This is a genomic window from Marinobacter persicus (genome assembly GCF_900114155.1).
GTDB lineage: Bacteria > Pseudomonadota > Gammaproteobacteria > Pseudomonadales > Oleiphilaceae > Marinobacter > Marinobacter persicus.
The window spans coordinates 85789-109059 of record NZ_FOSC01000004.1 but is presented as its reverse complement, the minus strand read 5'-3'; the positions used below and the strand labels follow the sequence as shown (position 1 = coordinate 109059).

The window sequence follows — 23271 nt, the reverse complement described above, 5'->3', positions numbered from 1 at the left end:
TGTACTGTTCAGTATAGGAACGATAAGCAACTGTGCAAAATACAGACAAACAAAAACGGAGGCCAAAGCCTCCGTTCTCAGGGTGAGTGCCGGTCCGCGCTTACTGGCCGGATTTCAGCATTTCCCAGTATTTGGCATACACCTGCAGGGCCTCGTCGCCAATGTCGGTCTGGAATTCCGCATTCACCATGTCTTCTGCCGTCGGATAGCTGGCGCGATCGTCCGCCACTTCGTCCGGCAGCAGGTCACGGGCCGGCAGGTTCGGGGTGGCATAACCGATCTCTTCACTGATCAATGCCGCAATCTCGGGCTTCAGCATGAAGTTGATGAACTCGTGAGCCGCATCCGGATTTTTGGCGTTTTTCGGAATCACGAAGCTGTCCAGCCAGGCAATAATGCCTTCTTCCGGGTACACGTATTCGAGTGTTGGCAGGGCATCACGGCCCATCACCGCTTCACCGTTCCAGATCATGCCCACCTCGGTTTCACCTTCGAGGTAGGGCATACGCGGAGCATCGGAATTGAAGGTGCGCACCGACGGCATCAGCTCGGAGAGCTTCTCGTACGCTTCTTCAATTTCATCCGGGTTGGTGCTGTTGCCGGAATAGCCCAGCACCCGCAGGCCCACGTGGAACACTTCGCGCATGTCGTTGGTCAGCATCACCTGCCCTTCAAAACGCTCGTCCCAGAGGTCTTCCCAGGCGGTCACGTCTCCCTCGACATCCCCGGTGTCCACGGCCAGGCCGGTGGTGCCCCACAGGTAAGGCACGCTGTACTGGTTGTCCGGGTCAATATCCAGATTGACCAGTTCAGGGTCCAGGTTATCGAAGCCCTCAATCTTGCTGCGGTCGATCGGCATCAGCAGATCTTCCTGGCGCATCTTGCTCACGTAATAGGTGGAGGGCACGGCCAGGTCGTAGGCAGCGCTGTCATCAAGCAGCTTGAGACGGGCGTACATGGCCTCGTTGCTATCGTAAGTGGTGTACACCACCTGGATACCCGTTTCTTCGGTAAACCGGTCCAGCACTTCCTGGGGCATGTATTCCGACCAGTTGTACAGGTTCAGCACCTCTGGCTCCTCGGAACCGCCGCAGCCTGTCAGGCCCACCGCCAGCAGGCTGGCCAGTGCAATTTTCTTCATTGTTTGCTCCTTGTAAGTATCCATTGCGACAACATCAGCATGACCAGTGAGAACACCAGCAATAACGTGCCCAGGGCGTTCACCTCGGGCTTCAGGCCCACACGTACCATGGAGTAGATACGCAGGGGCAGGATTTCATAACTCGGACCACTGACAAAGGTGCTCACCACCACATCATCCAGTGACAGTGTAAAACCCAGCAGCCAACCTGCCAGCAACGCGGGCATGATCACCGGAATCAGTACCGTGCGGGTCATGGTGAAATCGTTGGCGCCCAGGTCCCTGGCCGCTTCCGGCAGGCGCTCGTCGAAGCCGCTCAGGCGCGCCATCACGGTAATCACCACGAACGGCAGGCAGAAGGTCACGTGCGCCAGCAGCAATGACACATAGCCAAGCTGCAGGCCCACCAGCAGGAACAGGGCCAGCAGGGAAATGGCCAGCACGATTTCCGGCGACATCATCACCACAAACAGCATGCCATTGAGCACCTTCTTGCCCCGGAACCGGTAGCGGTGCAGCGCCAGAGCCGTGAGGGCGCCAATCAAGGTGGACACCGTGGCTGCCGACAGAGCCAGCCAGAGGGAGTTCCACATGGCCTCGACCATCGCACGGTTGTTGAACAGGGACTCATACCAGCGCCAGCTCAGCCCGCCCCATTCGTAGCCGGTGCGCGAATCGTTGAAGGAGAAGACCACCAGTACGATGATTGGGGCGTAAAGCAGACCATAGACGATGGCAAGGTACCCACGGGGCAGCCAGCGGCTCATACACCATCCTCCCCGAGTCGTTTTTTACTGAGCTTGTGAGCAAACATCAGAAACGCCATGGCCAGGGTCAGCAGGATGCTGGCGGCCGCCCCGAACGGCCAGTTACGGGCGTCCAGGAACTGGTTCTTGATGACATTGCCCACCAGCAGGTTGCGGGAGCCACCGAGAATATCCGGCACGAAAAACAGCCCCATGGCCGGCAGCAGTACCAGCATGATGCCCGCCAGCACACCGGGCAGGGTCAGCGGCACAATCACGTGAATGAACGTGGGCCAGCGCCCGGCACCCAGATCGTGTGAGGCTCTCAGATAATCTTCCCTAAGGTCATCAAACACCGAGTACAGGGGCAGGATCATGAACGGCAGCAGCAAGTAGACCAGGCCAATGATTACCGCCCCTTCGGTGTACAGCAGCCTGACAGGCTCTTCAATCACGCCCAGCCCCAGCAGGGCATTATTCAGCAGGCCGTTGGTCGCCAGTATCAACTTCAGGGCATAGGTGCGTACCAGCGAGTTGGTCCAGAAGGGAACGATCAACAGGAAAATCAGCAGCATCTGGCGCTGTTTGGGTACCTTAGACAAGGCCCAGGCAAAGGGGTAGCCAATCAACAGGCAACACAGTGTGGTCATCGCGGCCATGTACAGCGAATGCAGGAAGACTTCCAGATACAGCGGGTTGAGCAGCTGGCGATAGGCGTCCAGGCTGAATGGCAGGGCGATGAAGCTGCCCGGGTCTCGGGTCATCACACTGGCGCCCACCACCAGCAGGTTTGGGGTGAACACCAGGAACAATAACCAGCCCCAGACCAGCACCAGCACCGCCGTCTTGAACGGCTGCTGCAGGGCACTACGCATCAACGCTGGCTTCCTCTTGGAAGGTGGCTGCTTCTTCCGGCAACAGCCACTCCCAGCCATCCACCCAGCTGACCCGCACCGGTTCACCCAGGCGATAATCGAAGGCGGGGTCGTCCTCGTCGAAAAACTCCGAGGCCAGCACTTCGGTGCCGTCATCAAGATGAATCACCGAGTCCAGCGTACTGCCTTTATAGTTGCGCTCCACCACTTTGCCGGCCACGCCGTCTGCCTCGTCCGGCGCCAGCACCCGGATATCTTCCGGGCGTAGCAAAACGTGCAGTTGCTGGCCCTCGCGCAGCTCGAAATCCGGCTTGCGGAAGGTGCGTTTCAGGCCAAACACATCCACCGTTACCGTGTCATCGCCATTGGCCCTGTCCACCTGCCCCGGGAAAAGATTGGTTTCGCCCACAAAGCGGGCCGTGAACAGGTTGGCCGGGCGTTCGTACACTTCCCGGGGCGTACCCAGTTGCTGGATCACGCCATCCTTGAGCACCACCACCCGGTCGGACATGGACAGTGCCTCTTCCTGGTCGTGGGTGACAAACACGAAGGTAATCCCCAGCTCCCGCTGCAGGCGCTTGAGTTCCACCTGCATGGTGCGGCGCAGTTTGTAATCCAGCGCCGACAGGGGTTCGTCCAGCAACAACAGTTTCGGGCGTTTTACCACGGCCCGGGCAATGGCCACCCGTTGCTGCTGACCACCGGACAGCTGGTGTGGCTTGCGTCTGGCGAAGTCTTCAAGCTGCACCATGGCCAGGGCTTCTTCCACCCGCTGGTTAATTTCATCCTTCGGGCGCTTTTCCATCTTCAGGCCGTAGGCCACATTGTCGAACACCGACATATGGGGAAACAGGGCGTAGTTCTGGAACACGGTATTGAGCGGTCGGTGCTCGGGAGGCGTGTGGGTCAGATCCTGCCCGCCGAGGGTAATCGTGCCATCATCCGGATGCTCGAAGCCGGCCATCATGCGCAGCAGAGTGGTTTTCCCGCAGCCGGAGGGGCCCAGCAAGGTAATGAACTCGCCGTCCAGGATATCCAGATCCAGCGAATCCAGTACCTTTTTGCCGTCGAATTGCTTGGTGAGATTGCTCAGTGAAAGCAGTGTCTGTTTCATTGGCGCTGCCCGAATTGTGAGCGGCCCATTTTTCCAGAAAAGGCCGCAAACAGAAAGGGTGCGAGGCCACTATCTGCGCCCTCGCACCCTGTCATTTCGACCATTGACGGCTTACTGGTCTGCAACGCTGTTCAGATAGGCCTTGTCGGAAATGTTGGTCCACTTGCGAACCTTGCTCAGGTAGTCCCGCTGGGAGTTGATGATTTCCTTGGCCAGCGGATCTTCCTCGGCGTATTCCGCCAACAGGCGATGGGTGGTTTCACGCAGGGCATCGATAACCTCGGGCGGGAATACCTTGTGCTCCACCTCCGGATATTCCTCCTTCATGCGCGCCCAGGCGTCCGCGTTGTCGTTGGTGCTTTTGGCATACATGTCGTAGGCCGCAGTGCGCATGGCCACCCGCAGTATGTCCTGCAATTCCTCCGGCAGGCGCTCCCAGGTTTTCTGGTTGACCAGGAACTGCACCTCGGCACCCGGCTCCTGCCAGCCGGAGTAGTAATATTTGGCGATCTGGTGAAAGCCCATGGGGAAGTCCAGAGCCGGGCCCACCCATTCCAAGGCATCAATGGTGCCGCGATCCAGTGCGGTGTAAAGCTCGCCCGGCGGCAGGTTGGTTACCGCCACGCCCAGCTCGGCCATCACCTCGCCGGCAAAGCCCGGCGTGCGCATTTTAAGGCCCTGCAGATCTTCAACGGAGGTGATTTCCTCGTTGAACCAGCCGCCCATCTGGTTGCCAGTGTTGCCGCCGGGAAACGACAGCAGGCCGTAGGGCTCGTAGACCTTCTGCATCAATTCCATGCCACCGCCATAGTAAAACCAGGCGTATTGCTCCGGAGCCAGCATGCCGAAAGGCACGGTGGTGAAGTACATGGCGTTGGGAATGGTGCCCTTGTAGTAATAAGAGGCCGTGTGCCCCATGTCGTACTGACCCGAGCGCACCAGATCAAAAATGCCAAACGGGGCCTTGTGCTTGTTGGCCGAATCAATCCGCACTTCAATGCGCCCGCCCGACATGCTTTCCACCATGTCTTCAAAGTGGCGCGTCGTCTCACCCAGAATGGGAGAGTTGGGCCCCCAGGTCTCTGCCAGCCGCAACGTGTAGGTCTTCTCGGCCAGCGCCGGTGTGGCCAGCAGGCCGGCGGCACAGGCAGCCGCCGCCAGCAGGGTCTTGCGAATACTCACGTTGTCATTCTCCCTGTCAGAACTTGAACTGGTTAACCAACTCGCGCAGGTGCTCACCCAGGCGTGCCAGTTCATGGCTAGCCTCGTTGGTCTGATTCACGCCGGTATCGCTGCGCTGGGCGGCATCAACAATGCGCACCACGTTCTGGTTGATTTCCTCGGCCACCTGACTCTGCTGCTCTGCGGCCGTGGCGATCTGGGTGACCTGGTCATGAATATGACCAACCGAGCTGACGATGGTATTCAGAGCCGCAGTGGCGTGATTAATACGCTCAACGGTTTCTTCCGAGCTCTTGCGGGAATGGCTCATGCGCTCAACCGAGGCTTTGGACTCCTGCACAAAGCCATCAATCATCTCGCGGATCTGGTCGGCGGATTCGGCCGAACGCTTGGCCAGCTGGCGCACCTCATCGGCAACCACCGAGAAGCCACGGCCATGTTCGCCCGCACGGGCCGCCTCGATGGCGGCGTTCAGGGCCAACAGGTTGGTCTGCTCGGTGACCGCGTGGATCACGTCCAGCACCTGCTGAATGTCGCCGGATTTCTCCGCCAGCGCATCGATACCCTTGGCGGTACTCTCGATTTCCTCGGACAGGTGGTTCACCGAGGTCTGGGCGCTGCTGATGGTTTCACCACCTTCACGGGCCATGCGGTCGGCATCGGATGCCGCACCTTCCACCGAGTTGGCGTTACCGGCAATCTGCTGGATGGTCGCGGCCATTTCATTGATGGCCGAGGCGATCTGATCGGTCTCGCTGCCCTGCTCCTGTACAGACTGGCGGGTTTCACTGGCAACACTGCTCAGCTCTTCCGCCGCAGAAGCCACCTGATCGGTGGTGGCACCCACTTCCCGCACAGTGTCCTGAATCTTCACGATGAAGTGGTTGAACCGCTTGCCCAGCACAGCCAGCTCGTCGGTACCGTCTTCCGGCAGGCGATGGCGCAGGTCACCGTCACCATCAGCGATTTCCCGCATCATGTCACTGACCTGGCGGATCGGGCCGGTTACGGTGCGGCCCACCAGCATGCCGATAACAACGGCCCCGGCGATGACCACAACCGTCACCATCAGGATAAAGCTGAGGGCGCGCGCCATGGCTTCATCAATTTCCTGCTTGGTTTCCGCCAGCACTGCCTGAATGTCGGTGATGTAAACACCGGCACCCACCATCCAGTCCCACTCGGGAATGATCATGGCGTAGGACACCTTCGGCTCTACCTTGCCGGTGGCCGGATTGGTCCAGTCGTACTGGTAGAACTCATTATTCTCGGCCGCCTGGTAAATGTTGCTCAACACCTTCCGGGAATCGGCATTCTTGGTGGGGCCTTCTTTTGACGGATCCGGCGCATAGGCCAGGTTGTTCAGGTCCTCGTCGTAAACAAAGACGTAGTTGGTCTCGTCGAAGATGATCGAGCGCATGCGCTCGCGAGCCTCGGTTTTGGCTTCCTCCTCGGACCAGGCGTTGTTCTTCGCCTCCATCATCACGTCGCGGGCGGATTCCACCAGGTTCTTCAAACCGGCTTTGTGGGTATCCAACAACTCCCGCTCCAGGCGATCCAGTTCAGCCTCGCCATTGGCCTGTATCTGGTTTGCCGTGATCCAGGCAATGATGCCCGCGGTCAGCAACACCGGCAAAATGATGCCGATCAGCAGCCGGGTTCGGATTTTGAACTTGTTCAGGAAAGACATGTTTCTTGCTCCGGATCAATGTTTCAGGCTCGCGAATTATGCACAGGTTTGGCCATAAGGCTATTCCAGTTTGTTAACGAGTGTGTGCCAAAGTTACACGCGTTAAGGCCGGCAACCGGCTGCGAAGCCTGCTATATCAAGTGTTACGAGTCGTTAACTTATCGGCCACCATGTAAACGACTTTAGCCTGTGTCAGACTAAAGTTTCATCATTTAACACACCGGAGGGCACCATGAAGCACCTGTATCTTGTCCGGCACGCCAAATCCAGCTGGCAGGACGACACTCTGCAAGATCGGGACCGCCCTCTCAATGCCCGAGGGCAGGAACAACTGCAGCCACTGGCGCGAGCGCTCAGCCGTGCCGGCGCACTGGGTGGCCAGCTGTACGCCAGCGACGCAAGGCGCGCCCGGGCCACGCTTGACGGCATTCTGCCCCCGGCCTTTCCGGAAAACCGGGTGGCGATCGAGCCGGGCCTCTACACCTTTGACTACCGAAAACTGCTCAATTGGCTGCAAACGCTGGGCGATGAGCAGGATACCGTAACCATTGTCGGCCACAACCCCGCGTTGCTGGACCTGGCCGGTTATCTGCTCAAACACCCGCCGGCCCATCTGCCCACCGCCAGCTTTATCTGCCTGAATCTGCCGGACAAACCCTGGGCCAAACTGGATAAAGGCCAGGGCAGGCTTGAAAACTTTCTCACTCCGAAAGAGTACAGTTACCGGGAGTTCGCACGAAAGCGTAAAAAACGCGCCAAAACCACCGGCGAGGCGCCAGAAAAAAGCATACCAAAGGCACTGCAACATCAATTGAAACGGCTGCACGAACTGGAGCCGGGGGTGAGAACCGGCCTGGATGATGAATTCCTGCACCAATTCAGGATTGCCCTGCGTCGAAGCAGGGCCATTGCCGAGTCCCTGAAGGAGATTACCGGCGACAAAACCCTGGCAGGTTATATCAAACCCCTGAAACAACACGCCCGGGCCACCAGCCGGTTAAGGGATCTGCACGTCTTTCTGCAGGACTTGCCGGAACGGGTGGAGAACAACGGCGAATTGCAAACGGCCCTGGAAACCTGGGCGCTGACCGAAGCCCACCATGAACACCAGGCACTGGTCGCGCACATGGACAGCAAGAGCTATCGCCGCACCCTGCATGACTGGGAGGATCTGCTTCATTCCGGCGCTTTCAGGAAACTCGCGGCCAACCTGGCCACACGGGATATCGCCAAGGCGGTGAACCGCCGGGTCAGGAACTTCAACCGGGCCACCGCGGAGCTCCTGCACAATTCGCCCGATGAAAAGATCCACAGTCTGCGCAAGCAGCTTAAACGTATCCGTTACCTGATGGAGCTGAATCCGGAACCGTTCAGGCAGGCGTTAAAAGAAATGAAGGAGCGCCAGGAGCTTTACGGCCGCTTCCAGGACCTGCACGTGCAGGGCGAGCTGGTTCGCGGTTTCCAGGAACAGGCGCCGGATATTCTGCCGGCGGCGGCCCACGACCTGACCCGGCGAATGCAAGCGGAGAAAGCCGACGTTCGTCGGGTAATACTGGCCATGGGCGGACTGCCGGATTATGGTCAGGTGCCAAGCTAACCAGAAGGACGCCCCCACTTGCCCGACATTTCACTGTTACAACTGGTTCTGGCCAACCTGGCCATTGCCGCCGGAGCCTGTCTGCAGGGCGTGGCCGGCTATGGCATCGGCACCCTGTCAGCGCCGCTGCTGTTTCTGATCAGCCCCATTTTGTTGCCGGCACCACTGGTCCTTAACGCCACGCTGCTGACCATTTTCATGCTGGTGCGCAACCGGGCGGCGCTGGAGATACGCCAGGTCCGGTTTGCCATTGGCGGCGGCGTGATCGGCATGATACTGGCCGGCATGACCCTGGCGGTTCTGTCCCCCAAGGGCTTCGAGCTGATTTTCGGCCTGCTGATCCTGGCCGGTGTAGCCCTGAGCGTTGGCGGCCTCCGGCCGCGGCTGAATGCCGCCAACAGCGCCATTGCCGGCGCCGCTTCCACTTACATGGGAACCATCACTGCCATCGGGGGTCCACCCATTGCACTGATCTACCAGAATGAAAAGGGCCCGCTGGTGCGCGCCAACATGTCGGCCTTTTTCCTGGTGGCCAGTTTTCTCAGCCTGACGGCGCTGTTGTTCTCCGGCTATCTGGGCTACCGGGAATTCCTTCTGTTCGCAGCCACCTTCCCGGGAGTACTGTTGGGTTTCTGGTTGTCTGGCCGGTTGGTACACCGGGTACCATTCGAACGATTACGACCGCTCATTCTGGGCATAGCCGCCGTGGCTGGCAGCGCTGCGCTGGTACGCGGCTTATTAACTCTCTGAGCCTTTCCGGGGGCTCGCAAAATCCATCATTCTGGTTCATGCTTGACCGATTACAGGAGGCACCATGAAAACTGCACACGATTTCGTTGAAGAAGCCAGGAAACAGGTCGAGGAGATCTCGGTCGACCAGGCCGACGAGGCCATCAAGCAGGCCGACCTGCTCTTGGATGTCCGCGATGCCGACGAATACCAGGTCAGCCATATTCCCGGCGCCACCAACGTTTCCCGCGGCCGGCTGGAATTCAAGTTCAGCACTGACCCCGCCCTGGAAAACCGAGACATGAACATCGTTGTGTACTGCAAGAGCTCCGGCCGCGCCGCTCTGAGCGCCAAGGTTCTTCAGGAAATGGGCTACCGGCATATCAAATCCATTGCCGGCGGTTTCGACGCCTGGCAACAGGCAGGCAAAGACACCACATCGCCCGATCTGCCAGATTTCGAATAAAACATCCGACCCCATGGAAACCCGCATCCCGTCATTGAACCTGCCTGCCCGCAACGGGCAGGCCGTCGACACCGGAGCCACCTCGGCCGCCGGCATGCAGGCGATTCTCGACAATCTGGATGCGCTCGTTTATGTGTCTGATTTCGACACCCACGACCTGCTTTACATGAACGACTACGGCCGCCGGATCTGGGGCGATATCCGTGGGCGCAAGTGCTGGCAGGTCCTGCAGGACGGCGATGGTCCCTGTGACTTCTGCACCAACCACCTGCTGCGCAAGCCGGACGGGCTTCCGGCCGGCACCCACGTGTGGGAATTCCAGAACCAGCTCGACAAACGATGGTACCAGTGCCGTGACCAGGCCATACACTGGACCGACGGCCGGCTGGTGCGCCTGGAAATCGCCACCGACATCACCGAACGCAAGGAAATGGAACTGTCGCTCAAACAGGCCCACGAGGCCGCCCACAAGGCCTCGCTGACCGACCAGCTCACCGGCCTGAACAACCGGCGTGCCTTTTTCCATTGCGGTGGGCAATTGCTGAGCCAGGCACAGCGGTACAAAACCCCTCTGGCGCTGATCATGATGGACCTGGATTTTTTCAAACAGGTCAACGACACCCACGGCCACGAGGCCGGCGATGAAGTACTGAAACACATTGCCGGATTACTGCATGGCCGCGTGCGGGACTCCGACTGCGCAGCCCGCATGGGCGGCGAAGAGTTTGCCTTGCTGCTGCCGGAAGCCGACGCGCTGCAGGCCAGGGAGATGGCCGAGCGGCTGCTCAAACTGATTCTGGGTGCAGAGATCGTTTATCGCGGCCACAAGATCCCAGCGAGCGCCAGTTTTGGGGTAACCGTGCTGGCCGATGGTGACCAGCGCCTGGAAGACCTGATGTTGCGGGCAGACCGCGCCCTTTACCGCGCCAAGGACCTGGGCCGGAGCCAGGTGAACGTCAATCTGCCGGACGCCTGACCCCACCACTGGTCACTTTTCGTTCAGATACCGATCCGTGTATTCCTCCAACAGCCGATCAATACGGCGGTCGCCGGTGGCTTCCGCCAGCCGTTCGGCGAAGGCTGAGCGTAGCGCCTCGGTATTGCACGCAGAGTTCCGGGGAAAGGCGAAATAAAGAGGTTCGCTGCTGATCGGTGGCAGCAGATCCACAAATTCATCCTCCAGCCCCAGGCGGGCGAGCTTGGCGTGCCCCTGCAGATGCTCGTAAAGCACGTAATCCACCCGGCCCAGCTTGGCCATCCGGAAGGACTGCTCGATGGTACGGATACCCTCGATGGACAGATGATCCTCGGCAAAGCGGTCAAAATCCTGACCGAAACTGTTGTTGATCAGCGTCGCGCCCCGCTTGCCCCGTAAATCGGACCAGTACCGGTAATTGAACTCCCTGCCACGGGCCACCCAGATATGGGTGGGCTGCCAGGTAATCGGTGGCTGGATATAATCCAGGAAGGTCTGGCGCTCATCGGTAATAAAGGCGCCGGCGATCAGATCCAGCTCACCCGTACGGGCCTGATGCAACACCCGGGCCCAGGACCCGAGGTCCTTCACTTTCACTTCAATGCCCAGCGGCTCAACGATCTCCCGTAGCAGCGCCGGCACCGCCCCCACCAAGGTTGAGGGGTTATCCGCCGGGCGCCAGAGCAAAGGCGGGTATTCGGGATTGCCACTGACCACCAGAGTATCGCAAACGCCTTCGGACTGGCCGTAAGCCATAGGAACCGAACCTGCCATGGCCAACCAGAAAACAAAGTGGCGTAAAAATGGCGTGGTCCGGCGTCCCGAAAACAACTCAGTCATAGGCGTTCCGCAGTATCGTATGTGACAAACTCAACCAACTTTAACAGCGGTCACCACGGGGTGCCACGCCAGAAATTGATCCGCGTGAACTTTACGGACATATATCTGTCTGGAATGGCACTATGCCGATAGGTTACTTGTCAGTAGCCCTATCGATATAGTGCCGCTTTGCAATGAACCGATAAACAAAGAGGGATCTGAAATGAAAAAAACGACCGTACTTTCCGCCGCACTGCTGGCCTCGGCCCTGGCCATGCCCGCCGCCGCCCAGATGAGCGTGGAAGACCAGATTGAGACCCGCCAGAGTGCCTACCAGTTCGCCGCCTGGAACATGGGCAAGATCAAGGCCCAGGCCGTTGATGAAGAAGTGGAATACGATGAGAAGCAGATTGCCGCGGCCGCCAACGCCATTGCCGCCGTGGCCAACTCAGGCATGGGCACCCTGTACAGCCGGGACAGCGCCAATGACCGTGCCGATGACACCCGTCTGAAGCCCAACTTCTTCGACGAGCTCGACAAGGTGCAGGAAATCGCCGTCAGCTTTGCTCAGGAATCCAGCAAGCTGCAAGAGATCGCCGCTTCCGGTGACAAAGCGGCCGTGGCCCGGCAGTTCGCCAAAGTGGGCGAAACCTGCAAGAACTGCCACGACAACTTCCGCGCCGAATAAAACCGGGGCCGGGCTGATTACCAGCCCAGGTCCTGCGTGGGTGGCGGTGGCGGCACCAGACCGCCATTCGCCACCCATACAACCCCTGCCGCAATGGCAACCGCCACGATAAACGCCAGCCAGCCACCACCTTTGGCATCTTCCGCCTGCTCGCCCGGAACCACCTTACGCCCGGTCACCATCGGCCTAACCAGGTTGTCTTTCTTCACATGGGTGTAATACATCACCGCCAACACATGCAGGGCCACCAGCCCATAGAGGTACCATTCCGCCTGACGGTGCCAGCTGCTCAGGGTGTTGCTCCAACCGGAAGACACCAGCGAGGCCAACGGGCCATCAAAGGCGATATCATCATTGGCGAACAAGCCGGTTACCGCCTGGAAGCCAAACAGACCGATCAGCGCCAGCACCGACAGGGCTCCCAGAGGGTTATGACCCACACCCTGCCACTGGCCGCGCAAATAGGCCACGACTGCACCCGGGCCAGGAACAAAACCGGTAAAACGGGCATAGGTGGAACCGGCAACACCCCACACCAGGCGGAAGCTCAGAAGGCCGATTACCGCCAGACCAAAACGCTCATGCCAGTCCATCCAGCTGCTGCCCAGCTTGATGGTGACAACGGAACCGACAACCGCCAGAACCAGCAACCAGTGAAACAGGCGTGTTGGCACATCCCACAGGCGAATCGTTTTCATGGTAAATCCTTTTATTCGGAAACGGGTGACAGGCTGACAACCATAAGCAAGCGAAGTTCCCGGAGCCATCCGTAGCAGTCCGCATTGGCGGGCCTCAAAGCCAGCAGGTCAGGGCACTGGCCGGGCCAGATATTTGAGCATCAGGCTTTCTATCACCCCGTCCTGCTCCATGCTCTCATAAGCCGACAGCATTTCGTCAGTATGATTGAGCAGCGGTGAACCATTGGAAACGGCAATCCACGCCGGCTCACCGGGCACAAAAAAGGGCGACACGCGGGGCCTGGCGTCCAGGGCGGCGGCCGCCCTGAGTCCGGCCATTTCCGGAGCGATCACCACATCCACCCGCTGTTTTTCCAACATTTTCATCAGGTTCTCATAACGTGGGGCGGGCACTTTGTGCAAACTGGCGTCCCTGTCAAAGCGCCGGAAATAGCGGGCACCTTCCAGTACACCCACCCGCTTGCCTTGCAGATCACCATAACCGTCGATGCGATGGTCTTCATCGAGGAAGAAAAACAGCCGACGCTCCGGGGGAAATGCCGGTGCCACGTAGGTCATGTATTCCTGGCGGTTGTCGGTCTGCACCGGGCCGAGCATGACATCCACGTCGCCCTCGCGCATCAGAAGCAGAATACGCCGAAACGGCACCCGCTCGTACGCCACCTGCCAGCCCAGACGTTCCGCCAGCTCGTTGAAAATATCCAGATACAGACCGGACCGCTGGCCGTTATCGACAATCCGGTACGGGGGCGAATGATCCACGCCAACGGTCACCGTCACCGCCGGCTCACCCTCTGCGCCTGCGCCAGTCCCGGCCCACGCCATGGTCACCAAAAGCGCCAGACAGATCGCCAGCCACCGGCTCGGAACTCTTTGTTGCATAAAGAAGTATATCCTGAACTTTTTATAGTTCCTTTTCAGTATAGCCTGCAAAGCCATCCATACTGCCCTGTTAAGCGTACTACCAGAGGCGGCAACCGATCACACATCTTGAAATGACCGTACCCAATCACAAACGTGTTGGGTAGGCAGCGAAAACCCTCATTTTAAACGCCCGCCAACCACTGGCGGCACAAAAAGGAGCGTCCAATGAAAGTACTGATGGTACTGACATCCCACGACCAGATGGGCGATACCGGCCACAAAACCGGCTTCTGGCTGGAAGAGTTCACCGCGCCTTTTTACGTGTTCAAGGACGCCGGCGCGGACATCACCCTGGCTTCCCCCAAAGGCGGGCAGCCGCCGGTGGACCCCAACAGTGAAGCGGAAGAGGCCCTGACCGAATCCACCCGCCGGTTCCGCCAGGACGCCCAGGCCCGGGAAATGCTGGCCAGCACCAAGAAGCTGGCGGACGTGGACATGAATCGTTACGACGCCATCTTCTACCCCGGCGGTCACGGCCCGCTGTGGGATCTGGCCAATGACGAGAAGTCCGCCGAACTGATCAAGGCCGCCCATGAGCAGGACAAGGTGATAGGCGCGGTGTGCCACGCTCCGGCCGTATTCAAAAACGTGTTTATCAAACCCGGGCAAAACATTGTCGGCGGCCGCGAGGTAACCGGCTTCAGCAACACCGAAGAAGAAGCCGTGCAACTGACCGGTGTCGTGCCGTTCCTGCTTGAGGACATGCTGAAGGAAAACAACGCCCGCTACACCCGGGGCGATGACTGGGCCCCGCACATCGTGGTGGATGGCAAACTGATTACCGGCCAGAATCCGGCCTCGTCCGAAGGCGCCGCCAAGGCGGTTCTGCAGGCACTGCAGGACGGCTAAACCCCGCGGGCCGAATTCACTCACACCGAAATCCTTTTCCGCCGGGTGTGCGTAAGCTTGACCACAAGCCCCTGACACGCCCGGATGGAAAAACGACCTTGAAAACACTTTACTGGTTCACCCGCGACCTGAGACTGCACGACAACGCCGCTCTGCTGGCCGCATCCCGGTCGGACATGCTGTTGTGTGTCTACGTGGTGGACCCGCGCTGGTTTACCGACGCCATCAGCAATCCCCGGCTCCCTCACCAACGGATGGGGCCTCACCGCTGGCGTTTTCTCTGGCAAACCCTGATGGACCTGGAACGGTCCCTGCGGGTGATGGGGCAGCGCCTGCACATTGCCTGGGGCCTGCCCGAACAGGTATTGCCGGAACTGGTCCGCGAGTACGACATTACCCGGCTGATTCGCTCGCGACTTCCCGGCACCGAGGAGACACAACTCTGGCAGCAGCTTCGGCAATCCCTACCGGAACGGATGTTTCAACAGTTTGAGACCCTCAGCCTGTTCACCGAGGGAAGCCTGCCCATGGCGCTGGGAAACATGCCCGATACCTTTTCAGGGTTCCGAAAACAGGTAGAAAAGCAGGGCGAGCGCTATGCCAACCAGCTGCGCATCCGCACCCTGGCATCCCTGCCGCCACCGCCGGGCTTCGCCGAAGACAACCGTGGCGAGTGCCCGGCCATTGCCGAACCCGGTCATCCCAACGGTTTTACCGGCGGCGAACAGGCCGGATTACGCCAGCTGCAAGCCTTTGTATTCGAGCAGCAGGGCATCGCCCGCTACAAACAGACCCGCAACGCCCTGGACCACTGGCCATCGTCCTCCAAACTTTCCCCCTGGCTGGCCAACGGCAGCCTGTCTGCCCGGGAGGTCGCCGCGACCATCGAGCAATATGAACGGGATTATCAGCGCAACGAGTCCACCTACTGGCTGTGGTTTGAACTGTTGTGGCGGGAATATTTTCATTGGTACGCGTTCAGGCACGGGCGCAGGCTGTTCTGCCGCGATGGTATACAGCACAAGCGGCGCCCGGTAACTTTCTATCCACAACGTTTCCGGGCCTGGTGTGAAGGCAACACCGAATACCCGCTGGTCAACGCAGCCATGAACCAGCTTCGTCGAACCGGGTATATAAGCAACCGGGCCCGACAACTGGTGGCCAGCTGCCTGGTCAACGAGCTGGAACTGGACTGGCGATATGGCGCTGCCTGGTTCGAGCAGCAACTGGTAGACTATGATCCGGGCAGTAACTACGGTAACTGGCAGTATCTGGCGGGTGTCGGCGCAGACCCGAGGGGATTGCGGCAGTTCAACCTGGCCAGACAGGCAGAACAGTACGACCCTGAAGGCACTTTCACTCAACGCTGGCACGGGCATGCGGCCCGACCGGTCCCCCGGCACCAGGTGGATGCCGCCGACTGGCCAATAGCCTGACGCCAATCAATACATAAGCGCACAAACCATGGCATTATTCTCCGACAAAACCGCCCGGCACCAACTGGACAAGGAAGCCCGCAGGCTGGAAAAGCGGGACCTCAAAACCCTGCTTGAGAAACGCAGGGTTATTGAGCAGAAAATGGCCCAGAGCGGTCGCCTGCAACGGCTGCGTACCGACATCAGGTTGATGTTCTCCCTGGTGCGGGATTATTGGCAGGGCAACTACCGCGCCATTCCCTGGAAAAGCGTGGCGGCCATCGCCGGCGCCCTGTTGTACCTGATTAACCCGCTGGACCTGATCCCGGACCTGATTGTCGGCCTCGGCCTGCTGGACGACGCCACCATTATCGCCTTCTGCCTGAAACTGGTGGAAGGCGATCTGCACCGCTACGCGGCCTGGAAGGAGATGCAGCAGGAGAAAGAAAACGAGCAAGCTAACCATTGATTGATCAAGGACTGCACAGCCGGTAAGCTCCGGCCCACTCGAACGCTGCCCAATTGAAATAAACGGAGTTATTGTGGATTTCGCCACTCTGATCGGCCTGTCCGGGGCCATGCTACTGATTAGCGCTGCCATTATTCTTGGAGTCTCGCCCGGCGTTTTTGTGAACCCTGCTTCCCTGCTGATCGTCGTTGGCGGCAGTTTTCTGGTGGTACTCTCCAAGTTCAGCTTCGGGCAGTTTTTTGGCGCCTTCAAGGCCGCCGCCCGGGCGTTCAAGTTCAAGCTGCCGGAAGTGCGCGAGAGCATTGATGAACTGGTGGAAATCGCTCAGGTCGCCCGGAAGGAAGGAGTACTGGGCCTGGAAGGGCGGGAAGTGCACTCACCGTTTCTGTCCCAGGGCATTCAGATGCTGGTGGATGGCCAGACCGCCCAGACCACCAAACAGCTGCTCAGCAAAGAGCGACTGATGACCATCGACCACAATCGCTCCGGCGCCAAGGTCTTTACCGCCCTGGGCGACGTAGCCCCGGCCATGGGCATGATCGGTACGCTGATCGGCCTGGTGCAGATGCTCTCCAACATGGAAGACCCGAAATCCATCGGCCCGGCCATGGCGGTGGCCCTGCTGACCACCCTGTACGGCGCCATGATCGCCACCATGATTGCCAACCCGATTGCCGACAAACTGTCCCTGCGCATGACCGAAGAGGCGCGCATGCAGTCACTTTACATTGATGCCCTGGTGGCCATTCAGGAGGGCACCAACCCGCGCATCATCGAGCAGATGCTGTCCAGCTACCTGCCACCCAAAGAACGGGAAAAGGAAGACAACGAGCAGCAAGAGGCCGCCTAGAACATGGAAGAGTTGCCGGAAGAGGAAAAACCGGGCATACCGGCATGGGTGGTCACCTTTGCTGACTTGATGTCACTGCTGATGTGCTTTTTTGTACTGCTGCTGTCGTTTTCCGAAATCGACGCCCAGAAGTTCAAGCAGATTGCCGGCGAGCTGTCCAAGGCCTTCGGCGTTCAGCGGGAAGTCCCGGTACTGGAAATTCCCGAAGGCACCAGCCCGATCTTCGACAAGTTCTCTCCGGCGCCCCCGGAGCCCACGCTGGTGAACGAGGTCAAGCAAACGACCACCACCGACGCCCCGGAAATCCAGACCCTGAAAAGTCCCACCGAACAGGAAGCCGAACGCGCGGTTGAGCGCCAGCTTCAGGAAGACATGGCAAAAATCCGCGACGTTCTGGAGCCGGCCATCGACGATGGCCGGATTAATGTCAGCGAGAACCAGCGGCGGATTGTCATTCGCGTGGAAGAGAAGGGATCATTCCCTTCAGGTTCGGCCCAGCTAACCTGGGAGTCCGAGGGGTTGCTGCTGGATATGGCGGAAATTCTCGCCGACATGCCGGGCGAATTGGCCGTTGAGGGTCATACCGATGATGTCCCCATCAGCACGTCCCGGTTCCAGAGCAACTGGGATTTGTCGGCCGCCCGGGCAGCCGCGGTGGCGAACGTGCTGCTGGCCCGGGACCAGATTCAGCCGGGGCGTTTGAGGGTGACGGGGCTGGCCGATACCGAGCCGCTCGAGCCCAATACCAGTTCTGAAAACCGCGCGAAAAACCGGCGTGTGGAGATTATTGTCGACCTGGCCGGGCCCATGCAGCTGGAGCAGATGCGTCTGCAGGAAATGGCCGAGCAGGGGCTGACTGTGCCACAGGACGAGCCGGATATTGATCTGACGGTGGATCCGCCCGCCGACGATTCCGAGCCACAGGGCGAAATAACTTGGTAGGTTACAACCCGTAAGCGGGCTGGCAGGCCTTTCCAAGACACGCTGTAAAGACTTCCCTGTCCCGCTCGAGCTCCGCCATCCATGGCTCCGCACGGTCTTGGAAAGGCCTGCCAGCCCACTTACTCGCTTTGGTTGCCTACCGTCCCCTGATAATTCTCCTTCCCCCGCCACTCCCGGAACTGCTCCAGCCAGCTCAATAGCGCCGGAATCACCAGCAGTACCAGGAAGGTGGACAGTCCCAGGCCGAAAGCGATGGAGGTGGCCATGGGAATCAGGAACTGGGCCTGCAGCGAGGTTTCAAACAGCAACGGCAGCAGGCCGCCGATGGTGGTCAGGGAGGTGAGCAACACGGCCCGTACCCGCTGCACGGCGGCTTCGTTCAGCGCATCGGTGATGCCCAGGCCTTTCTGCCGCTGCTGGTTGTAGAAAGCCACCAGGATGATCGCGTTGTTGACCACAATCCCGGACAGGCCAAACAGCCCGAACAGGGAAAGAATGGTCAGTTGCAGCCCCATCAACCAATGGCCGAGCAGTGCGCCCACCAGGGCAAAGGGGATGATCGCCATGACGATCAACGGCAGGCTCCAGGAGGCGAAGACCCAGGCCAACACCACGTACATCAGCGCCAGCCCGATCACCAGGCCGGTTTTCATGTCCTCCATGGTTTCCCGCTGATCGGCCGAGCGGCCCTCGAAGCTGTAACGCACCCCGTAGCGTGAGGCGATTTCCGGCAACGGGCCGGCCTGCAGGCTTTCGAGCACGTCATCGGTGGTGGTCACGCTGGTATTGAGCGCGGAGGTGACTTCCACCGCAAGTTTGCCCTCGGCATGGCGCAGGGCCTGGAAGCCCTGACGGTGGTCCAGGTTCATCACCTGGGTTAACGGCACAAACCGGCCATCCGGCACCCGAACGGTCATCCGTTCAAGGGTGGAATACTGCTCCCGTTGATCACGGGGCAGTTGTACCCGCACCTCCATCTCGTCGCGGCCATCCTGATAGATCTGGGCAATCTGCCCGTCAAAGGCCGCCCGCAATTGCTGCCCAAGGTCAGCAGTGGTCAGGCCCAGTGCCTCACCATAGGCACTGACCTGGTAAATCAGCTGCTCCCGGCCCCAGGGCATGTCGTCTTCCACATCCAGTACGCCCGGCAGGGTTCCGAGCGCCTGCGACACTTCGTCCGCCGCCCTCTTGAGCTGTTCGGCATCGTCGCCCGTCAGGCGCACGTTAACGTCCCGCCCCGGCGGGCCGGCCTGGCGCTCGTTGATGTTCAGCGAATCAATGCCGGCCGGCAGTTCTATGCGGTCCCGCCACTCACGAACGAACCCTGCATTGCGAACATCGCGCTGATCCGAGGGTACCAGTTCCACCAGCATCGAACCCAGCTCGTCATCGTTGCGGGAACTGCCCTCGGCACCCTGGGTGGCGCCAAAGGTGGTAACCGCATGCAGAATCAGGTCACCGCCCAGGGCTTTTTCAGTTTCGTTGAGCGATCGCTGCATTTCACGCATGAAATCCGCCACGGTGCGCTTGTCGGTGCCGGCGACAAAATTGGCGTTGGCATAGAACACCGAGGGTTCCGGTGTGGGGAAGAAGTTGAACCCCAGGCGGCCGCCGGCCAGCAAGCCCGCGGTCATCACCGCCAGCGCCAGGGCAGACGCCAGGGTGATGCCGCGGTGCTTCAGGGTGTAGCGGGAAAAGCGGCGGAAGGGCCCTTCCCGGAAATGGTCAAAACGCTGTTCAAACCCCTGACGAAGCCGGACCACCGCATTCGGCCGCGGCGGCTGGGCGGGCTCGCCGGAATTCTCGTCAGAGCCCCCGGGCAAGGCCGGTTTCCGTGCCTTGCCGACGAACGCGCTGCGCAGGTGTACCGGCAAAACGATAAAGCACTCCAGCAAGGAGGCCACCAGTACACAGATCATCACCAGCGGGATATCCCCCAGGATATTGCCGATGATGCCACCCACCACCAGCAACGGCATGAAGGCTGCCACCGTGGTCAGGGACGAGGCCAGCACCGGCCAGACCATCCGCTTGGCGGCCCCTTCGGCCGCGTAGATGGATGGTTCGCCCAGGCGCGCGTGGGCATCGGCGTCTTCACCCACCACAATGGCGTCATCAACAATCACCCCCAGGGCCATGATCAGGGCAAACAGCGACATCATGTTGATGGAGCCACCCACCAGCCAGAGCACGGCCAGTGCCGCCATGAAGGCGGTGGGAATGCCCACGGCCACCCAGGCGGCCACGCGGCCCGGCAGGAACAGGTACAACAGGCACACCACCAGCACCAGACCACCCAGGCCATTATTCACCAGCAGCGAAATCCGCTCTTCAATCAACTGCCAGGTCTGGTCGTAGACTTCGATATCGACACTTGGTGGCAGGGCCGGCCGGGTGTCTTTCAGCCAGTCTTCCAGGGCGTTGGCTGCTGCCAGGGAATTGCCGTCTTCCGCCCGCTGCAATTGCAGCTCTACCGCCGGCATTCCCTGGTTTTCCATGGTGGTCTGGTTTTCCCGGGCTTCCTGGCGAATGATGGCAATATCACCCAGTTGCAGGCGAATCCGGTCCCCACTGAGCACTGGAATGGTCTCGAAGGCCTGGGGGCTGCGCCGCTGTTCAAGCGAGCGCAACTCACGGGTGGCATCCTGCTGGGCCATCATGCCCGCCGGCAGGTCCCGGGACAGGGAGGCGACCCGGTCGGCGATCTGTTGCAGCGACAGGTCCAGGGTTTCCAGCCGTTCCACCGGTACATCAATGCTGATCTGCTGTTCGGGCAGACCGCGAATGTTGATGCGATCAATGCCCCGCTCCAGCAGCTCGTCCTCAAACCGGTAAACCAGTTGCCGCAGCTCCCTTCGGTCCACGTCGCCATAGACCAGCATGCGCGCCACCGGCTCGTACCTTTCCACCCGGGCCACCTGGGGCTCTTCGGCATCGGCAGGCAGATTGGTGAATTCATCCACGTTCTGGCGAACGTCGTCCACGGCCTGGATCGGGTCGGTATCTTCGTGGAATTCCAGGCTGATGGACGACACCCCCTGGGCCGAGGTGGAGGTCATTTTCTTCAGGCCATCGACACTGCGCAGGCGTTGCTCCAGCGGATCGGTTATGCCCCGCTCGATGTCTTCGGCCGAAGCGCCACTCCAGACCACCCGTACACTGACCACATCCAGCGCGAAGGTGGGAAAGAACTGGATGTTCATGCGCGTGAGCGCCAGCACACCGCCCAGCAACATCACCAGCATCACCAGATTGCCGGCGACCCGGTGGTGGACGAAGAAGCCGATGACGCCGGATTTCCTGCGACTCATAATTCAGTGGCCTCAACTTTCAGGCCGGTCACGGCATTGGGAAGGTGGGTGATAATCACCCGCTCACCGGCTTGCAACTGATCGCCGGCGATCAACAGTCGTCGCTCACCATCGGCACCGCGAGCTTCGCCCACACGCTCCACCTCAATCCGGCGCATGCGGCTGTCGTCAGTCAACAGATACACACTGTCGGAACCATATAGGGCGCTGAACGGCACCGACACCACCCGGTCCCGGGCCGGGCGTTCCAGCTCCAGGGTCTCCAGTGCGCCCGGGCGCAGCCCGCGGGCCGGGCCCGTCAGTTTCAGTACCGCTTCGGTGCCGGCGGGGTCAGACAGCCCGGCAAACCGCTCCAGCTCGAAGCTCCGCCTGCCATCGCCGGACCGGGCCACCAGCGTTTGTCCATCGGCGCGTGCTTCTATCAGCTCCTGCTGGAACATCTGTGGCACCCTGGCACGGACTTCCAGCCCTTCCAGCGGATAAACGGTGAGCAATGCCTGATTCGGTGACACCTGATCACCCACCGAGACCTGCACACTGGTCACCCGTCCATCAAACGGCGCGGTTACCCGGGCCCGTTCAGCATCCAGTTCAGTGGCCGCCAGGTTGGCCCGGGCCTGGGCCAGTTTGGCTTCCAGGCTTTGCACCCTCGCCGGGTGTTCCTCGATCGCCCGCTGGCGGGTAGTGACCGTCAACTCGGCACGGGCCAGGGCGTCGGTCGCAACCTCCAGGTTTTCCCGGGACGCCAGGTTGCGGTTCACCAGCGAACGGATGCGTTCATGCTGGCGCCGGGCGTTGTCCAGAATGGCCTGCTCGCTTTCCAGTGCCCGCTGGTCATTACGGTAGCGCACCTGTTCGGAGCGCAGCTGGGCTTCCAGGTCCTGCACCTGCGCCCGGGCCTGAGCCAGTACCGGCTCGATATCCGCCACATCCAGCGCCACCAGCAAATCGCCGGCCCGCACCTCGGCACCTTCCTCAACCGGGCGCTGGGCAATCCGCCCAGGCAGGGTCGCGGAGACAACCTGCTGATCCGGTGCCACAACTTCACCATACAGAGAGAGCACCGGCACATGGGTTGCCGGCTGTACCGCCTGGACCTTTACTCGCCAGCTTCGTTCCGTGGCTTCAATCTGGGCCGGCTCCGGACGGGTTACCCTCAACACCACAAACACCAGAACGCCAATGGCAACAATCAACAGGGGCAACAGTTTTTTCAGCAGGCTTGGGGTCATCGTGGTTCGTGCTCAATCAGGTTGGGGTGTGGTGAAACAGTGAGCTACTATACAATCCATTAATCTGTTTGGTTTTCTCATAACAACAATCCACCTTCCGGACCCGCGCATGGAAAGCAGCCACGACACTTTGTTAAATGTCACACTCCTGAACTGTTTTCTCGTGTGCGTGGTGGTGGTTATCCATAATGAGGCGCTGATGCGCCTTAGCAGCTTTCTTCCCAAAATGCGCCGCAGTCATCATTTTCGGCTTACCTTCGCGGTACTTGGTTGCCTGACGGCCCACGCGCTGCAAGTGTGGATTTTTGCCACCGCCTTCTATTTCATGCACAACGCCCAGGGCTGGGGCCAGCTGGTCGGCAACTTCAATGGCAGCCTGCTCGATTCTGTCTATTTTTCCTTCACCACATTTACCACACTCGGTTATGGCGACATTGAAGCCCTTGGGGCCCTGCGCTACCTGACCGGCATCGAAGCGCTCACCGGCTTTTTGCTGATCACCTGGAGCGCCTCGTTCCTGTTCCTGGAAATGCAGCGCTACTGGCCAACTCGATAGTC

General features: G+C 60.0%; 22 protein-coding genes. 11 read left to right on the top strand and 11 right to left on the bottom strand.

The annotated features are described in order from the left end of the window. Positions 1 to 100: 100 nt before the first annotated feature. The 6 genes from BMZ63_RS05520 to BMZ63_RS05495 all read right to left on the bottom strand — a co-directional run bounded on the left by BMZ63_RS05520 (position 101) and on the right by BMZ63_RS05495 (position 6748). Positions 101 to 1141, bottom strand: a complete 1041-nt coding sequence (locus BMZ63_RS05520) for an ABC transporter substrate-binding protein (RefSeq protein ID WP_091702775.1) — start codon at positions 1139 to 1141, stop codon at positions 101 to 103. Then, entirely contained in the window at positions 1138 to 1908 is a 771-nt protein-coding gene (potC, locus tag BMZ63_RS05515) for a spermidine/putrescine ABC transporter permease PotC (protein WP_091702773.1), read from the bottom strand. Before potC ends, BMZ63_RS05520 begins: the two co-directional genes overlap by 4 nt. Beyond that, a complete protein-coding gene (potB, locus tag BMZ63_RS05510) occupies positions 1905 to 2762 on the bottom strand; it encodes a spermidine/putrescine ABC transporter permease PotB (protein ID WP_177187035.1) in 858 nt (285 codons plus the stop codon). Before potB ends, potC begins: the two co-directional genes overlap by 4 nt. Further along, on the bottom strand, positions 2755 to 3876 hold the full coding sequence (potA, locus tag BMZ63_RS05505) for a spermidine/putrescine ABC transporter ATP-binding protein PotA (protein ID WP_091702767.1): 1122 nt from the start codon (positions 3874 to 3876) through the stop codon (positions 2755 to 2757). Before potA ends, potB begins: the two co-directional genes overlap by 8 nt. A 111-nt stretch (positions 3877 to 3987) precedes the next feature. Continuing rightward, a complete protein-coding gene (locus BMZ63_RS05500) occupies positions 3988 to 5058 on the bottom strand; it encodes a TRAP transporter substrate-binding protein (RefSeq protein ID WP_227663454.1) in 1071 nt (356 codons plus the stop codon). Between the two features lie 16 nt (positions 5059 to 5074). Further along, positions 5075 to 6748, bottom strand: a complete 1674-nt coding sequence (locus tag BMZ63_RS05495; protein ID WP_091702764.1) for a methyl-accepting chemotaxis protein — start codon at positions 6746 to 6748, stop codon at positions 5075 to 5077. A 232-nt stretch (positions 6749 to 6980) separates the two neighbouring features. Here BMZ63_RS05495 and BMZ63_RS05490 point away from each other — a divergent pair, with 232 nt between their 5' ends. The 4 genes from BMZ63_RS05490 (at position 6981) to BMZ63_RS05475 (ending at position 10516) form a co-directional block, all read left to right on the top strand. Further along, on the top strand, positions 6981 to 8345 hold the full coding sequence (locus BMZ63_RS05490) for a CHAD domain-containing protein (RefSeq protein WP_091702761.1): 1365 nt from the start codon (positions 6981 to 6983) through the stop codon (positions 8343 to 8345). A gap of 18 nt (positions 8346 to 8363) precedes the next feature. Further along, entirely contained in the window at positions 8364 to 9095 is a 732-nt protein-coding gene (locus BMZ63_RS05485; protein ID WP_091702758.1) for a sulfite exporter TauE/SafE family protein, read from the top strand. A 64-nt stretch (positions 9096 to 9159) separates the two neighbouring features. Continuing rightward, complete coding sequence (locus tag BMZ63_RS05480) at positions 9160 to 9540, top strand: rhodanese-like domain-containing protein (protein ID WP_091702755.1); 381 nt, start codon at positions 9160 to 9162, stop codon at positions 9538 to 9540. Positions 9541 to 9553: 13 nt separating this feature from the next. After that, complete coding sequence (locus tag BMZ63_RS05475) at positions 9554 to 10516, top strand: sensor domain-containing diguanylate cyclase (RefSeq protein ID WP_091702752.1); 963 nt, start codon at positions 9554 to 9556, stop codon at positions 10514 to 10516. Between the two features lie 12 nt (positions 10517 to 10528). Here BMZ63_RS05475 and BMZ63_RS05470 read toward each other — a convergent pair whose 3' ends face one another. Further along, on the bottom strand, positions 10529 to 11356 hold the full coding sequence (locus tag BMZ63_RS05470) for a substrate-binding periplasmic protein (protein ID WP_227663455.1): 828 nt from the start codon (positions 11354 to 11356) through the stop codon (positions 10529 to 10531). A gap of 202 nt (positions 11357 to 11558) precedes the next feature. On the opposite strand from BMZ63_RS05470, the gene BMZ63_RS05465 reads away from it, so the two are divergent. Beyond that, the gene (locus BMZ63_RS05465; RefSeq protein ID WP_091702746.1) at positions 11559 to 12023 is read left to right on the top strand and encodes a c-type cytochrome; all 465 of its coding nucleotides are present in this window, start codon (positions 11559 to 11561) and stop codon (positions 12021 to 12023) included. A gap of 17 nt (positions 12024 to 12040) precedes the next feature. Here the strand turns inward: BMZ63_RS05465 and BMZ63_RS05460 are convergent, their stop codons facing one another. Further along, the gene (locus BMZ63_RS05460; RefSeq protein ID WP_091702744.1) at positions 12041 to 12721 is read right to left on the bottom strand and encodes a cytochrome b/b6 domain-containing protein; all 681 of its coding nucleotides are present in this window, start codon (positions 12719 to 12721) and stop codon (positions 12041 to 12043) included. Between the two features lie 108 nt (positions 12722 to 12829). Beyond that, complete coding sequence (locus tag BMZ63_RS05455; RefSeq protein WP_227663456.1) at positions 12830 to 13603, bottom strand: substrate-binding periplasmic protein; 774 nt, start codon at positions 13601 to 13603, stop codon at positions 12830 to 12832. A gap of 207 nt (positions 13604 to 13810) precedes the next feature. On the opposite strand from BMZ63_RS05455, the gene BMZ63_RS05450 reads away from it, so the two are divergent. The 5 genes from BMZ63_RS05450 to BMZ63_RS05430 all read left to right on the top strand — a co-directional run bounded on the left by BMZ63_RS05450 (position 13811) and on the right by BMZ63_RS05430 (position 18170). Next, positions 13811 to 14494 (top strand): type 1 glutamine amidotransferase domain-containing protein, encoded by a 684-nt coding sequence (locus tag BMZ63_RS05450; RefSeq protein ID WP_091702741.1) that lies wholly within the window; start codon positions 13811 to 13813, stop codon positions 14492 to 14494. A 98-nt stretch (positions 14495 to 14592) separates the two neighbouring features. Continuing rightward, positions 14593 to 15930 carry a DASH family cryptochrome gene (locus tag BMZ63_RS05445; protein WP_091702738.1) on the top strand — a complete coding sequence of 446 codons (1338 nt, stop codon included), beginning with the start codon at positions 14593 to 14595 and terminating at the stop codon, positions 15928 to 15930. Positions 15931 to 15958: 28 nt separating this feature from the next. Next, on the top strand, positions 15959 to 16378 hold the full coding sequence (locus BMZ63_RS05440) for a YkvA family protein (RefSeq protein ID WP_091702735.1): 420 nt from the start codon (positions 15959 to 15961) through the stop codon (positions 16376 to 16378). Between the two features lie 73 nt (positions 16379 to 16451). Beyond that, positions 16452 to 17228: a flagellar motor protein PomA gene (gene pomA / locus BMZ63_RS05435; RefSeq protein WP_091702732.1), complete on the top strand. Its 777-nt coding sequence runs from the start codon at positions 16452 to 16454 to the stop codon at positions 17226 to 17228. Positions 17229 to 17231: 3 nt separating this feature from the next. Next, the gene (locus BMZ63_RS05430) at positions 17232 to 18170 is read left to right on the top strand and encodes a MotB family protein (RefSeq protein ID WP_091702730.1); all 939 of its coding nucleotides are present in this window, start codon (positions 17232 to 17234) and stop codon (positions 18168 to 18170) included. A gap of 119 nt (positions 18171 to 18289) precedes the next feature. On the opposite strand, the gene BMZ63_RS05425 is transcribed toward BMZ63_RS05430, so the two are convergent. Continuing rightward, positions 18290 to 21481 (bottom strand): efflux RND transporter permease subunit, encoded by a 3192-nt coding sequence (locus BMZ63_RS05425; RefSeq protein WP_091702727.1) that lies wholly within the window; start codon positions 21479 to 21481, stop codon positions 18290 to 18292. Next, positions 21478 to 22713: an efflux RND transporter periplasmic adaptor subunit gene (locus tag BMZ63_RS15220; RefSeq protein ID WP_265013599.1), complete on the bottom strand. Its 1236-nt coding sequence runs from the start codon at positions 22711 to 22713 to the stop codon at positions 21478 to 21480. The genes BMZ63_RS05425 and BMZ63_RS15220 overlap by 4 nt, the downstream gene beginning before the upstream one ends. A 109-nt stretch (positions 22714 to 22822) precedes the next feature. Here BMZ63_RS15220 and BMZ63_RS05415 point away from each other — a divergent pair, with 109 nt between their 5' ends. Then, positions 22823 to 23269, top strand: coding sequence for a potassium channel family protein (locus BMZ63_RS05415; RefSeq protein ID WP_091702725.1), 447 nt, complete (start codon positions 22823 to 22825; stop codon positions 23267 to 23269). The last annotated feature ends 2 nt before the right edge of the window (positions 23270 to 23271 follow it).